This is a genomic window from Streptomyces sp. NPDC007095 (genome assembly GCF_040634475.1).
Taxonomy (GTDB): Bacteria; Actinomycetota; Actinomycetes; order Streptomycetales; family Streptomycetaceae; genus Streptomyces.
Map to the genome: position 1 here is coordinate 87,315 of NZ_JBEYFS010000010.1, position 13,976 is coordinate 101,290.

Below are 13,976 nucleotides of genomic sequence, written 5' to 3' on the forward strand. Positions count from 1 at the left end.
GTTCTCGGTCAGTTCCGGTTTTTTTCGAAAGAGTCTGGCGACGCCGCGACCACGGCCGCGCAGATCATGTCGCCGACTCCGCTCATACCCGCCATTCCCTGGGCTGCTTGTGCCCGGTCCGTACCCGCTGTCGTTGCCTCGGTCATCCGTTCCCCCGTTGCTTCCCCCGCTTCCGCGATGCATGCATCGGTATCCGGGCATGCCTCAGTGTCCAGGCTTGGATCGACGCCCGCCACCGCCGCCCGTATGGCACGGGCCGCCTCCGCCATGGAGGCGCCCGTCGTCATCAGGTCGTCCACGAGTACGACCCGAGCGCCGACCGCCAACAGCCGAGCACCTCCGGCGGCCACCTCCAGGGCGCCCGCGAGATTGTCCAGTCGCTGCCGGGAGTTGAGCCCCGCCTGGTCGGCCACGGCACGCCGCTGCCGCAGCACGGCCAGCACCCGGGCCGGCATCCCCGTACGCCGCAGTTCCCCCGCCGCCGCGAGCGCGATCCGCCGCACCGGGTCATGGCCCCGCGCCCGCACCGCCCACCGCGAGGACGGCAAGGGAACAAGCAGCACAGGTCCTGGGCCGGAAGGCAGCCCGGTGCCGTAACCGCCGCCGGGCCGCAGTTGCCCGTTCCCACCCCTCAGGCGCCCGTCCCAGACCATGGGCGGCCAGCCCGGGGCAGCCGGGCACGTCTGCCCCAGCCCTGCCCGCACAGCCCCCGCCAGGGCCGCCCCCAAGGGAGTCGCAAGTGTCAGCACCCCCCGTTCCTTGTGAGCGAGGAGCGTCGCGCGCACCTCGTCCTCGTATGGGGCCGCCGCGTGCACCACCGGCAGCCCGGGCGGCTCCGGATCCGGCCGCACCCGGCGCGGTGCGGCCCCACTCAGGGCGGCACGGCACTCCGCACAGAGCACCGTGCGAGGCCTTCCACAGCCTCCGCACTCGGCCGGCAGCACAAGATCGGTGAGGTCCTGCCACCACCCCCGCATGTCCACCACTGTGCCAAGCGCGGGGCACCCGCCACCCACCCTGTGGATAACCTGAGTCCACATTCATTCGGACGCAAACTCCGTGGACATGTGTTCGATTACCTTTTAAGATCACGCCATGAACAAGAAGCAGAAGACCCTGGCTGTCGCGGCATCCGCAACGACGCTGACCGCAGCCTTCTTGACCCTTGCAACACCCGCCAGCGCCGCGGACGGCGTCGTCCCGTACAACGGCGCTTGCGGATCCGGATACTCAGTGATCGATCACAAAGACATCTCGTTTTTGGGCGGATCGGAAAACGCAACGGTCTACCTGGCCTACAACGGCAGCAAGAACTGTGCCGTGACCATCAAGTTCCACACGGACTACACGGAACCGATGAGGGCAACGATCCGGGTCACCGGTGGCGTCTGGGACACGGACGATGGTAACTACCACTCATACGCTGGCCCCGTATACACCACAAACTCGGCTGGTCAGTGCGTCGACTGGTACGGCAGCTTGCAAGGCATCGGCGCCGGCGAGAACAACAGTCACTGCGGGTGACATGCGCTCCCAGAGTCGCACGCAGGTAAGAGTGAGGCTTTGCCTCTCCGAAGGATGAAAGCTGGTTGGGCTGACAAGCACAGCGAGGCTTCTGGCAGACAGGTTGTCGATCAAGATCGGCCTTCTCTGCCAGGAGTTTCGTTGTGCTTGTCTACCCCGTCCGGGATCCACGCAGTCGGCGAACAGACCATGGACACCGCCAGGTCCTGGCGTCTCCTGTACAAGGTCCGCTGCAGCACCACCCGCATCACCGACCTGGGTCAAGGCCCTCCTCACCTTGGATCTCGCCGCATCAGCGAGAGGCTGCCACACCCGACACGGTGTGGCCCCGTCAGGGCGGCACGGCACTCGAGACAGAGCACCGTGCGAGGCGTCCCGCAGCCACCGCACACCGTCGGCAGCACCAGATCGGTGAGGTCCTGCCACCACCCCCGCACGTCCACCACTCTGCCAATGCACGGGCCTATCGGCTGCCCCTGCGGGCAACTCCGCAGGCCGTCGCCCATGCCAAGGAAACGAGCCAAGGAACCACAAACGCCTACCCCGGGTAGACCGGCGCCTTCCCTTCCCTGACCACCTTCTGCCATTGCTCCCCGGACGACAGCCGCACGATCCCGTCCTCCTCCGAGTGCGCCACCAGCGGCAGCCGTTCGTCCTCGGACGCGGCGACCTCCTTCACCCCCGTCAGCGCGGAGGGCGCGGCGCCCACCGGAGTGGAACCGTCGACCTGGACGTAGCGCATCTGCTGCACTCCACCGGACTCACGCCCGACGACGACGAGCCGGCTGTCCCCGGCCCACGACATGGCGGTGACCTCCTCCAGCTGCGGCGCCACGGAGCGCAGCTCGAGGATCGAGATGAGGGGCCGTCCGCCGGTCTTGGTGTCGCGCTGGATGCGCCCGATCTGCAGTGAGCTCTTGCCGTCCTTCTGCACGATCAGCGCGATCCGCACCCCATCGGCGGCCACCCGCACCGCCTTGACACGGCCGTCGATGCCCGGCGCGGTGACCTCCAGCGGAGTACCCGCGCCCTTCTCCAGCAGGAGCAGCTGCGGGTTCTTCGGATCACGGTCGGCCACCCACAGGTCGCCCTGTCCGTCCCAACTGGGCGTCGTCAGCCGGTCACCCGCCGTCGCCCCCCGGCTGTGCAGCACCGCGTCCCCCAGCGAGGCGCCCGACACCAGCGATCCGACGTACAGCGAACTCCCGTCGGCCGACACACCGGCCGCGCTGTCCTCGCTCCGCGACACCGCGGCCGACCGCAGCTTCTTGTCGCCCACTCCCAGCGCACCGGGTACCGGCTCGGGCTGCTTGTCACGGTTGCCGCTGGGCAGCCGTACGAGCCGCTGCTTGGCGTCGATGAAGTACTCGTACTCGGGGTGCTTGGCCGTGCCGTGCGAAGCGACGGTCTCCGCGCGGCTCTCGGTGACCACGCACAACTGCGAACCGTTCGACCGCTGCAGCTCCACCTCGTCGACGCCCGTGGGCGTCAGGTTCTGGAGCGTGAAGAGGAGTTGGGTGGCCATCTTGTTGCACTGGGTCTCTCCGACCCGGTCGGCCTTCTTGTTCAGCGGGACCGTCACCCTGTTGCGGTCGTCGGGCGACAACGACGCGACGCCCTTCTTCAACTCCGTGCCGGAGGGGAAGCTCGACGTCACCACCGGATCCAGCCAGCGTGTGGGCCCCTTCAGGACTGATCGGACCATCTCCGTCATCGGGTCCACCTTGTCCCGCACATAGACGGGATCGGCGACGGTCCCCAGCAGTCCGCCCGACCCGGAGGGCACATAGGAGGCGAAGTAGTACTTGTTGACGGACACGTAGTTGCGCTGGAAGTCGGAGTTGCCCATCACCACGCCCTGCGGCAGCGCGTCGATACGCCACTGCTTGGTGTCCTTCTGCAGCGAGAGGTGCACCGTCGTCCGGTACGAACCGGCGTCCGGCGCGTACGCGTGCTGTTCGTCCACCGTGGCGACCTTGCTGCCCGAGAGCGTGTACGAGTCGTCGCCCTCCCTGGCGCCCGAGCGCTCCGACTCGGGGTTGGGCCCGTCCGCGAGGACGGTCGTGGAGCGGTACGGATCCCACGCCTTGCGGGCGCTCGCCGTCAGATACTTGCGCGCCGTCTCGTACTGCGCGTCGTCACTGGTCAGTGCCTCCAGGAAGCCCTGCACTATCTCCGCCGGCGGAGCGTTCTCGCGCGGCGGCAGCGCGAAGACGCGGACCTGCGAGTCCTGCCTCGGCGTCGACTCGACCCCGCGCAGATCCCCACTGTCCGGCATCGAGGCACACCCGGTCAGCAGCAATGCGCCGCAGCCGATGTACACCCCCACACGCGCAGGACGCAGACGGCCGCTCCCCTCGCGGTCAGCGCCCACGAAATGCCTCCCCTTGCCCGAGTTCCTCGGGCTCTCCTTGTCCGAGTCCGTCAGGCCCGCCGCCGTCCCGGCCACGCTCCTGCACGGTCCGCTCCCCACCTGCGGCAGGCATGTCATCCGGCCGCCGCACGGCCCCGGAGGGCCTCGGCACCACGCGCGCGCCGTTGCCCGGCAGCGCCGTCGGATCGGCCGTGGGCGACGCCCCGGCCAGTCGCGGCACCACGGACGTCCGCTGCATCGGCGGTGCCGCCTTCCCGCCCGCGGCCTGCATCGGCACCGTGGCGAGCTTGTCGCCGCCGCCGGAGGGCAGCCCCGCGTCATTAAGTCCACGATTACGCCGCGAGTCCATGGGCTCCAGGGGTATCGGAGACCCTCGCAGCGGCTCGTCCGCGGTCCGCGGCAGCGTCAGCCGGAACTGCGAACCGCCGCCCGGCTCACCCCACGCCTGCAGCCAGCCGCCGTGCAGCCGGGCATCTTCCAGGGCGATGGACAGCCCGAGCCCCGTGCCGCCGGTGGTACGCGCGCGTGCCGGGTCGGCACGCCAGAAGCGGCTGAAGACCCGGGTCGCCTCGCCGGGCTTGAGGCCTACGCCGTAGTCGCGCACCGCGATGGCGACCGCCCCGCCCGCCACGGCGAGCTTGACCACCACTTCCTTGCCGTCGCCGTGCTCCACGGCGTTGACGACGAGGTTGCGCAGCACCCGCTCCACCCGCCGGGCATCCGCCTCGGCGACCACCGGCTGCTGGTCGCCGACCACGCGTATCTGCGAGCCCTTGCGCTCGGCGAGCGGCTCGGCCCCGCTGACGACACGCCGTACGACTTCCCGGAGGTCTATCGCCTCGGCCTCCAGCGCCGCCGCGCCCGCGTCGAACCGGCTGATCTCCAGCAGGTCCGCGAGCAGCGTCTCGAACCGGTCCAGTTGATCGGCGAGCAGCTCGGCCGACCGAGCGGTCACCGGATCGAAGTCCACGCGCGCGTCGTGGATGACGTCGGCCGCCATCCGGACAGTCGTGAGCGGCGTACGCAGCTCGTGCGACACGTCGGACACGAACCGGCGCTGCATCCGCGACAGGTCCTCCAGCTGCTGGATCTTCAGCTGAAGGTTCTGCGCCATCTTGTTGAAGGCCTCGCCGAGCCGCGCGATGTCGTCCTCGCCGGTGACCTTCATCCGTTCCTGCAGGCGCCCGGCGGAGAGCCGCTCGGCGATCCCGGCCGCCATCCGCACCGGAGTGACGACCTGACGCACCACGAGCCAGGCGATGGCCCCCAGAAGCACCACGACGAACAGACCGGCCGTCGCGAGCGTCCCCTTGACCAGGCTCAGCGACTTCTCCTCCTGCGTCAGCGGGAAGAGGTAGTAGAGCTGGTACGAGTCTCCGTTGGGGTCGAGGACCTGCTTGCCGATGACCAGCGCGGCCTGCGACTCCGTGCCGTCCTTGTAGACGACCCTGGTGTAGCTCTGGGCCGCCATCGTGTTGCTGTCGATGCGGGCGCGCAGATCATCCGGGATGCTCAGTGTCGGATCGACGTCACCCGAGGAACGCGGGCCCAGCCCGGCACCGCCGTTGCCGGCCGTGGTGGAGCTGAGCGTCACCACGTCGAAGGCGCCCTGGCCGCCACTGGAAAGGGAGACGACGAGTTCGCTCATCCAGCGGCTGACGTTCTTGGACGGGCGGCCGTCCGCACTCGAACCGTCGTCGTCGTTGGCCGTCACGGCCGCGTCCGCCTTCTGCTTGGCCACCGAGAAACCACCCGTGGCCTGACTCTGGGAGGCCTTCACCTTGGCGTCCAGCAGACCGTTGCGCACCTGCCCGATGACCACGAAGCCGAGCAGCAGCACGACACCCAGCGACATCAGCAGCGTCGTGACGACGATCTTGAGCTGGATGTTGCGCCGCCACAGCCGCATCACGGGCAGCAACGGACGGCGCACCCAGCGCATGAACAACCGAAGGACCGGGCTGCCCTGGACTCCGCCCTGCAGCAGCCCGCCCTCCAAGAAACGTCCCCAACGGGAGCCCGTCACCTTCCGGCCGACAGGCCGCCCCGAACGGACCCCCGACTCACCGGGCGCCGAAGCGGCACTGTCCCGGGTCATGTCAGCTCGGTCCGGCCTTGTAACCGACACCACGGACGGTCACCACGATCTCCGGCCGCTCCGGGTCCTTCTCGACCTTGGAGCGCAGCCGCTGGACATGGACGTTGACCAGACGGGTGTCCGCCGCATGCCGGTAGCCCCACACCTGTTCGAGGAGCACCTCCCGCGTGAACACCTGCCACGGCTTGCGGGCCAGCGCCACCAGCAGATCGAACTCCAGCGGCGTCAGCGCGATCGACTGCCCTTCCCGCTTCACAGAGTGACCGGCCACATCGATCACAAGATCACCGATGGCCAGCTGCTCAGGCGCCGGCTCCTCGGAACGGCGCAGCCGCGCCCTGATCCGCGCCACCAGCTCCTTTGGCTTGAACGGCTTCACGATGTAGTCGTCGGCACCCGACTCGAGGCCGACCACGACATCGACGGTGTCGCTCTTCGCGGTAAGCATCACGATCGGCACCCCGGACTCCGCCCTGATCAGGCGGCACACCTCGATACCGTCCCGGCCGGGAAGCATCAGGTCCAGGAGCACCAGATCGGGCTTGGTCTCACGGAAAGCGGCCAGCGCCTTGTCGCCGTCGGCTACGAAAGACGGCTCAAAACCTTCACCACGCAACACAATGCCGAGCATCTCGGCCAGTGCGGTGTCGTCATCGACGACAAGGACTCGTCCCTTCATAAACGACATCATCCCATTAACTAAATCGTTACCTGGCGTGACCTGTCACACAGCTCAGCGAGTGCCTCAGCTGTCACGGGCGACACGGCGCCCTCTTCGGTCACGATCGCCGTCACCAACTCGGGGGGCGTCACATCGAATGCCGGGTTGTACGCCTGGGTTCCCAGGGGCGCCACCGGTATCCCACCTCCCGCTTCCACTCCCGCCACAGGCACCTGGGGTGCTGTGACCTCGGTCACTTCATGACCGGGGCGCTGCTCGACCTCGATGGATGCTCCGTCCGGGGTGTCCGGGTCGACCGTCGTCACCGGCGCCACCACGATGAACGGCACATGGTGATACCGGGCCAGCACCGCGAGCGGATAGCTCCCCACCTTGTTCGCCACCGAACCGTCGGCAGCGATCCGATCGGCCCCGATGAGCACCGCGTCCACCTCCCCCGCCGCGAACAGTGATCCCGCCGCGTTGTCCGTGAGCAAGGTGTACGCCATTCCGTTGCGCGCCGCTTCGTAAGCCGTCAGGCGAGCACCTTGCAGCAACGGACGCGTTTCGTCCACCCACAGCCTCCGCAGCTGCCCCGCCCGATGCGCCGCGAGGGCCACCGCGAAGGCCGTACCCTCCCCACCGGACACCAACGCCCCGGTGTTGCAATGGGTCAGAATCCGGTGCCCGCCACCCGGCAGCAGCTCGTCGAGCAGCGCCAACCCGTGCTCGGCCATCCGTGCGCTGGCAGCGGCATCCTCCCGGTGCAGCGCCCGCGCCGCTTCGAGCGCCGCCTCGGCAGCCTGCCGCTGATCACCGGTGCCGGAGAGCGCGGCACGGTACGCCGTCTGCGCCCGGCGCACACCGACAGCGAGGTTCACCGCGGTGGGCCGGGCGCCCGCCAGCGCCTGGGCGGCATCGTCCACATCGAAGCCACGCGCGGCCGCGAGCGCGACTCCGTACGCCCCGGCGATACCCAGCAACGGCGCCCCTCGCACGGCCAGCGTGCGGATCGCCTCCACCAGCGCGGGAGCGTCCGTGCACACCAGCTCAACTTCCTCGGCCGGCAACCGTGTCTGGTCGAGAAGGACCAGCACCGGCCCTTCGGGCGGCTCGTCCCAGCGGATCGCCGGTATCTCCAGTGGCCCGTCGCCCTCGCGGAATTGCGCGTACTGATCAGCCATCCGCCCAGTCTGCCCCGTAGCAGGCGGACAATTGAAGGTGTCCGCCCCATACGGGGGCCGGTCCCATGCCGGGCACACCGTGGCACGATGGCTGCCAACCTGCCGCCGCGACCGCGGACGGGCACCGTGAAGGAGCGACGATGAAAGACACTCCGGGCTGGGCCTCGCCCGGATCTGCCCCCTCCGACGGGCAGGAGCCGGACAACTCCGGCACCGCCGAGCCCCCGGAGCAGCCCGCGGACCAAGGTGGCACGAACCAGCCGGAGCCGCCCTCTAAGTGGTCCAAAGAGCAGCCCCCGCCCGGCCAGTGGTCCGCTCCCAGCCCACAGGGCCCCGGCCAGGCCCCGCCGCCACCGCCCCCCGGCCCCGGCTGGGGCGGTCAGCAGCCGCCGGGTGCGGGCGGCCACGGAGGCCAGGGCGGAGGCTACGGCGGCTGGGGAGGCCCCGGCCGTGGCTACGGAGGCCCAGGAGGCCCCGGTGGCTGGGGCGGCAACTGGGGCGGCCCGCCGCCCGCCGCCAAGCCCGGCGTGATCCCCCTGCGCCCGCTCGGCGTCGGCGAGATCCTCGACGGCGCGGTCTCCACGATGCGGACCTACTGGCGCACCGTCCTGGGCATCTCGCTCACCGTCGCCGTCGTCACACAGATCGCGGTCATCCTGCTCCAGGGCCTGGTCCTGGACGACAGCGCGAGCACGGACGTCCTCAACGACCCGAGTGCCACCGCCGGCGAGCTGAGCCGCGCCCTGGGCGACACCCTGCTGAGCTCCGGCGTCGTCGTGCTCATCGGCCTGCTCGGCACCATCGTCGCCACCGCCCTGCTCACCTCCGTGACCAGCCGCGCGGTACTCGGCAAGCCGGTGACCACCGCCGAGGCCTGGCGCGACGCCAGACCCCGGCTGCCGAAGCTGTTCGCCCTGACCTTCCTGCTTCCGCTCATCGCCGTCGCGATCATCACCGTCGGCACTCTTCCCGGCCTGCTCGTCGCCATCGCCGGCTCGAGCAGCGCGGGCGCCGCGCTCGCGGTCCTCGGCGGGCTCGGCGCGGGCGTCGTCGCCCTCTGGCTGATGATCCGCTTCTCGCTCGCCTCGCCCGCCCTGATGCTGGAGAAGCAGGGCGTCCTGAAGTCGATGAGCCGCTCCGCGAAGCTCGTCCGCGGCTCCTGGTGGCGAGTCTTCGGTATCCAGCTGCTCGCCACGATCATCGCCAACATCGTGGCGTCGATCGTCGTGATCCCCTTCGCCCTCATCGCCTCCGCCCTGAGCGGCGACGGCGTCGCCGGTTTCCTGAGCAACGGCGGAAGCCCCGGCTGGACGTTCCTCATCGTCAGCGGAATCGGTTCGGTGATCGGCTCCATGATCACCTTCCCGATCTCCGCGGGCGTCACCGTGCTCCTCTACATCGACCAGCGCATCCGCCGCGAGGCCCTCGACCTCGACCTGGCCCGCGCCGCCGGTGTCCAGGACTACGGCTCCAGCACCCCCGGCACCACTCCGGGGAGCTGATGCGGTGAGTCCGGCGGGGGGAGTTCTCACAGCGGTACTGGCACTGCCGCACACCGGCGCCACGGCCGTACTCGCGCTACCGCGCGACGACGAACCACCGGTGACGATCCCGCGCGACCCCGCGCGGGAGGCGGCCAAGCGCGAACTGTCCAAACGGATGTACCACGAGAACGACCCCAGCCCGGTGCAACGCGCTCTGAACGCCTTCTGGGACTGGGTCGACAAACTGTTCAGCGCCGCCTCCACGGTGACTCCCGGCGGCACACTCGGACTCGTCGTCATCGTGGTGGCGGTGCTGGCGGTCGTGGCCGCCCTCTGGTGGCGCCTCGGCACCCCGCACCGCACCCCCACCTCCTCCGCCGCACTCTTCGACGACCGACCCCGCAGCGCCGCCGAACACCGCGCGGCCGCCGAAGCGCACGCCGCCCAGGGCCACTGGAACCAAGCCGTCCAAGAACGCATGCGCGCCGTCGTGCGCTCCCTCGAGGAGCGCGCCCTGCTCGACCCACGCCCCGGCCGCACCGCGGACGAGGCCGCCGCCGAAGCGGGCCGCACACTGCCTTCCCACACGGACCGACTCCGCGCCGCCGCCCGGGACTTCGACGAGGTCACATACGGCGGCCGGTCCGCGGGCTCCGGCACATACCACCGCCTCACCGAACTCGACCGCGACCTCGAGCGCACCAAACCCGTACTCACCAGCAGCGCCCAGAGCACGGACCACAACAGCCGCCAGGGGGCCGCCTCATGACCGAGGCCACCCTCACGTCCACCTCGGCATCGCCCACCGCCCGACAGGTGTGGACCCGCGCCCGAGGCATCGTCCTCGCCGTCGTCATCCTGCTGGCGGCCGCCGTCGCGATCGCCGCGATCCGCTCCGGCGCCCAGCACGGCCGCCTCGACCCACGCTCCGCCGAACCCTACGGCAGCCGCGCCACCGCCGAACTCCTCGGCGACAGCGGGGTCTCCACGCGCGTGGTCACCACCCTGGACGAGGCGCGCGCCGCGGCCGGCGCCGACACCACCCTCCTCGTCGCCGCCCCGGACCTGCTGACCGACCATCAGCAGGCCGGCCTCCGCGCGGCGACCAAGAACTCCGGCGGCCGCACGATCCTGATCGCCCCCGACTCGCCCTCCCTCGGCACCCTCGCCCCCGGAGTCACAGCCGATCCCGCGATCAGCTTCGACTCGACGCTCTCCCCCGGCTGCGACCTGCCCGCCGCCCGCCGCGCGGGCAGCGCCGACACCGGCGGCATCCGCTACAGCACCAGCGACCCCGGCGCCGACGTCTGCTACCCCAGCGACGGCCTGCCCACCCTGCTGCGCATCCCGGCGGCCACCGGGAACGGCGACACCGTCGTCATCGGCGCCCCCGACATCCTCTACAACAACCGTCTCGACAAGCAGGGCAACGCCTCGCTCGCCCTCCAACTGCTCGGCTCCCGTCCCCACTTGGTCTGGTACCTCCCCTCCCTCTCCGACACCTCGGCCACCGACGCGGGCAAAAAGACCTTCTTCGACCTGCTCCCCTCGGGCTGGCTCTGGGGCACCCTTCAGCTCTTCATCGCGGCAGCCCTGGCGGCCCTCTGGCGGGCACGCCGACTCGGCCCCCTCGTACCCGAACGCCTTCCCGTCGCGATCCGCGCCTCCGAAACCGTCGAAGGCCGCGCCCGCCTCTACCGCAAGGCCAGCGCCCGCGACCGCGCGGCCGCCGCTCTGCGCTCCACCACCCGCACCCGACTCGCCCCCCTCATCGGCGTGTCCCCCGCCCAGGCGCACGCGCCCGAGGCACTGCTCCCCGCCCTGTCCGCCCGCCTCAACGGCGACGGACAGGCCCTGCACACCCTCCTCTTCGGCCCGCCGCCCAGCGACGACGCGGCCCTCATCTCCCTCGCCGACCAACTCGACGCCCTCGAAAGAGAGGTACGCCGTTCATGATGGCCCCGACCACTGACAACGCCGGGTACACCGGGGATCCGGGCGCCGCCCGCTCCTCCCTGGAAGCCCTGCGCGCCGAGATCGCCAAAGCCGTGGTCGGCCAGGACCCCGCCGTGACCGGCCTCGTCGTCGCCCTCCTCTGCCGCGGACACGTTCTACTAGAAGGAGTCCCTGGAGTCGCCAAAACGTTGCTCGTCCGCGCGCTGGCATCCGCGCTCGAACTCGACACCAAGCGCGTCCAGTTCACTCCCGATCTGATGCCGAGCGACATCACCGGCTCTCTCGTCTACGACGCCCGCACCGCCGAGTTCTCGTTCCAGCCCGGCCCGGTCTTCACGAACCTCCTGCTGGCCGACGAGATCAACCGCACCCCGCCCAAGACCCAGTCGTCCCTCCTCGAAGCGATGGAGGAGCGCCAAGTCACGGTTGACGGCACCCCCCGCCCGCTCCCGGAGCCCTTCCTGGTCGCCGCGACCCAGAACCCGGTCGAGTACGAGGGAACGTATCCTCTGCCCGAAGCCCAACTGGACCGCTTCCTGCTGAAACTGACGATCCCTCTGCCGTCCCGTCAGGACGAGATCGACGTCCTCACCCGCCACGCCGAGGGCTTCAACCCGCGCGACCTGCGCGCCGCCGGCGTACGCCCCGTAGCGGGCCCGGCCGACCTGGAAGCCGCCCGCGCCGCCGTGGCCAAGACATCGGTCTCCCCCGAAATCACCGGCTACGTCGTCGACATCTGCCGCGCCACCCGCGAATCGCCGTCCCTCACCCTCGGCGTCTCCCCGCGCGGCGCGACCGCCCTCCTCGCCACCGCCCGCGCCTGGGCCTGGCTGACCGGCCGCGACTACGTCATCCCCGACGACGTGAAGGCCCTGGCCCTGCCCACCCTCCGCCACCGCATCCAGCTCCGCCCCGAGGCCGAGATGGAAGGCGTGACGGCCGACTCGGTCATCAACGCGATCCTCGCCCACGTCCCAGTCCCCCGCTGATGGCGCTCACCGGACGCGCCGCCCTGCTGGCGGCCCTCGGCACACTCCCCATCGGCATCTGGGAGCCTAGTTGGGCGGGCATCCTCGCCGTGAACGCTCCACTGGCCCTGGCCTGCGCCTGCGACGCCGCCCTGGCCGCACCCGTACGCCGTCTCGGCCTGGCCCGCTCCGGCGACACTTCCGTACGTCTCGGCGAAACCGCCGATGTCACCCTGACCGTCACCAACCCCTCCGGCCGCCTCCTGCGCGCCCACCTCCGTGACGCCTGGCCTCCCAGCAGCTGGGAGCCGGGCACCGAGGTGGCCGCCTCCCGCCACCGCCTGACGGTCCCCGCCGGCGAGCGTCGACGCCTCACCACCCGCCTACGCCCCACCCGGCGCGGCGACCGCCAGACGGACCGCGTCACCATCCGCTCGTACGGCCCCCTCGGTCTCTTCTCCCGCCAGGGCAGCCACAAGGTGCCCTGGACTGTGCGAGTCCTGCCACCTTTCACCAGCCGCAAGCACCTTCCCTCCAAACTGGCCCGCCTACGCGAACTCGACGGCCGCACCAGCGTCCTGACCCGCGGCGAGGGCACGGAATTCGACAGCCTGCGCGAGTACGTCCCCGGCGACGACACCCGCTCCATCGACTGGCGTGCCACGGCCCGCCAGACCACGGTCGCCGTGCGTACCTGGCGTCCCGAGCGCGACCGCCACATCCTTCTGGTCCTCGACACGGGCCGAACCTCGGCCGGCCGCGTGGGCGACGCCCCACGCCTCGACGCCTCCATGGACGCGGCACTCCTCCTGGCCGCCCTGGCCTCCCGGGCCGGCGACCGCGTGGACCTCCTCGCCTACGACCGCCGGGTACGCGCCCTGGTCCAGGGCCGCTCAGCCCGCGACGTCCTCCCCTCCCTGGTCAACGCGATGGCGCCCCTGGAGCCGGAGCTCGTCGAAACGGATGCCCGCGGCCTCACCGCCACGGCCCTCCGTACGGCCCCTCGCCGATCCCTGATCGTGTTGCTGACCAGCCTCGACGCGGCCCCCATCGAAGAGGGCCTGCTCCCCGTACTCTCCGGTCTCACCCACCGCCACACAGTGCTCGTGGCTTCAGTGGCCGACCCGCACATCGCGCACATGGCTACGGCTCGGGGAAGCGCCGAGGCGGTGTACGAGGCGGCAGCCGCGGTCCAGGCCCAGACGGAACGCCATCGCACGGCCGAACAACTTCAGCGGCACGGAGTAACCGTCGTCGACGCGGTTCCGGACAATCTGGCGCCTGCCCTCGCGGATGCGTATCTGGCACTCAAGGCAGCGGGACGGCTGTAAACCGGCACAAAAAAAGGGGCCTCTCCAATCGAGAGGCCCCAAAAAAAATTGATCCCGAACGCAGAAAACCCCCGTACCGATTTCCCGGTACGGGGGTTCTCCCTAAAATTTGTTCGGCGGCGTCCTACTCTCCCACAGGGTCCCCCCTGCAGTACCATCGGCGCTGTGAGGCTTAGCTTCCGGGTTCGGAATGTAACCGGGCGTTTCCCTCACGCTATGACCACCGAAACACTATGAAACTGTAACTACCGCACCATGCCCGGTGGCCCCGGACATGGGGTTGTTCGTGGTTTCAGAACCAACACAGTGGACGCGAGCAACTGAGGACAAGCCCTCGGCCTATTAGTACCGGTCACCTCCAGCGGTTACCCGCCTTCCAGATCCGGCCTATCAACC

At 70.2% G+C, this 13,976-nt stretch carries 11 protein-coding genes, 1 rRNA gene and 1 pseudogene; 7 read left to right on the forward strand and 6 right to left on the reverse strand.

Going from position 1 to position 13,976, the window contains the following annotated elements; genetic code table 11:
- Positions 1-8 precede the first annotated feature (8 nt).
- Positions 9-977: a ComF family protein gene (locus tag ABZ656_RS05810; protein WP_360264934.1), complete on the reverse strand. Its 969-nt coding sequence runs from the start codon at positions 975-977 to the stop codon at positions 9-11.
- Positions 978-1,095: 118 nt separating this feature from the next.
- Between ABZ656_RS05810 and ABZ656_RS05815 the strand changes: the two genes are divergently transcribed.
- A complete protein-coding gene (locus tag ABZ656_RS05815; protein ID WP_360264937.1) occupies positions 1,096-1,524 on the forward strand; it encodes a hypothetical protein in 429 nt (142 codons plus the stop codon).
- A 159-nt stretch (positions 1,525-1,683) separates the two neighbouring features.
- A pseudogene (locus ABZ656_RS05820) lies at positions 1,684-1,825 on the forward strand (IS5/IS1182 family transposase); the annotation flags it as partial.
- Between the two features lie 237 nt (positions 1,826-2,062).
- On the opposite strand, the gene ABZ656_RS05825 reads toward ABZ656_RS05820, so the two are convergent.
- The 4 genes from ABZ656_RS05825 to mtnA are packed head-to-tail and all read right to left on the reverse strand — an operon-like array spanning position 2,063 to position 7,841.
- Positions 2,063-3,898 carry an LpqB family beta-propeller domain-containing protein gene (locus ABZ656_RS05825; protein WP_360264940.1) on the reverse strand — a complete coding sequence of 612 codons (1,836 nt, stop codon included), beginning with the start codon at positions 3,896-3,898 and terminating at the stop codon, positions 2,063-2,065.
- Positions 3,888-5,996, reverse strand: a complete 2,109-nt coding sequence (mtrB, locus tag ABZ656_RS05830) for an MtrAB system histidine kinase MtrB (RefSeq protein ID WP_101404845.1) — start codon at positions 5,994-5,996, stop codon at positions 3,888-3,890. The genes ABZ656_RS05825 and mtrB overlap by 11 nt, the downstream gene beginning before the upstream one ends.
- Before the next feature lies 1 nt (position 5,997).
- Positions 5,998-6,687 carry a two-component system response regulator MtrA gene (mtrA, locus tag ABZ656_RS05835; RefSeq protein WP_150136091.1) on the reverse strand — a complete coding sequence of 230 codons (690 nt, stop codon included), beginning with the start codon at positions 6,685-6,687 and terminating at the stop codon, positions 5,998-6,000.
- An 8-nt stretch (positions 6,688-6,695) separates the two neighbouring features.
- Positions 6,696-7,841 carry an S-methyl-5-thioribose-1-phosphate isomerase gene (gene mtnA, locus ABZ656_RS05840; RefSeq protein WP_101404844.1) on the reverse strand — a complete coding sequence of 382 codons (1,146 nt, stop codon included), beginning with the start codon at positions 7,839-7,841 and terminating at the stop codon, positions 6,696-6,698.
- Positions 7,842-7,981: 140 nt separating this feature from the next.
- On the opposite strand from mtnA, the gene ABZ656_RS05845 reads away from it, so the two are divergent.
- Genes ABZ656_RS05845 through ABZ656_RS05865 form a run of 5 tightly spaced genes read left to right on the forward strand, consistent with a single transcriptional unit; the run spans position 7,982 to position 13,580 of the window.
- Positions 7,982-9,343 carry a hypothetical protein gene (locus ABZ656_RS05845; RefSeq protein ID WP_101404843.1) on the forward strand — a complete coding sequence of 454 codons (1,362 nt, stop codon included), beginning with the start codon at positions 7,982-7,984 and terminating at the stop codon, positions 9,341-9,343.
- A gap of 4 nt (positions 9,344-9,347) precedes the next feature.
- Complete coding sequence (locus tag ABZ656_RS05850) at positions 9,348-10,094, forward strand: DUF4129 domain-containing protein (RefSeq protein ID WP_101404842.1); 747 nt, start codon at positions 9,348-9,350, stop codon at positions 10,092-10,094.
- Entirely contained in the window at positions 10,091-11,281 is a 1,191-nt protein-coding gene (locus ABZ656_RS05855; RefSeq protein ID WP_101404841.1) for a DUF4350 domain-containing protein, read from the forward strand. Before ABZ656_RS05850 ends, ABZ656_RS05855 begins: the two co-directional genes overlap by 4 nt.
- Complete coding sequence (locus tag ABZ656_RS05860; RefSeq protein ID WP_360264955.1) at positions 11,281-12,270, forward strand: MoxR family ATPase; 990 nt, start codon at positions 11,281-11,283, stop codon at positions 12,268-12,270. The genes ABZ656_RS05855 and ABZ656_RS05860 overlap by 1 nt, the downstream gene beginning before the upstream one ends.
- Entirely contained in the window at positions 12,270-13,580 is a 1,311-nt protein-coding gene (locus ABZ656_RS05865; protein ID WP_360264946.1) for a DUF58 domain-containing protein, read from the forward strand. Before ABZ656_RS05860 ends, ABZ656_RS05865 begins: the two co-directional genes overlap by 1 nt.
- 111 nt (positions 13,581-13,691) lie before the next feature.
- On the opposite strand, the gene rrf is transcribed toward ABZ656_RS05865, so the two are convergent.
- Positions 13,692-13,808: ribosomal RNA gene (gene rrf, locus ABZ656_RS05870) — 5S ribosomal RNA — on the reverse strand.
- Between the last annotated feature and the right edge of the window lie 168 nt (positions 13,809-13,976).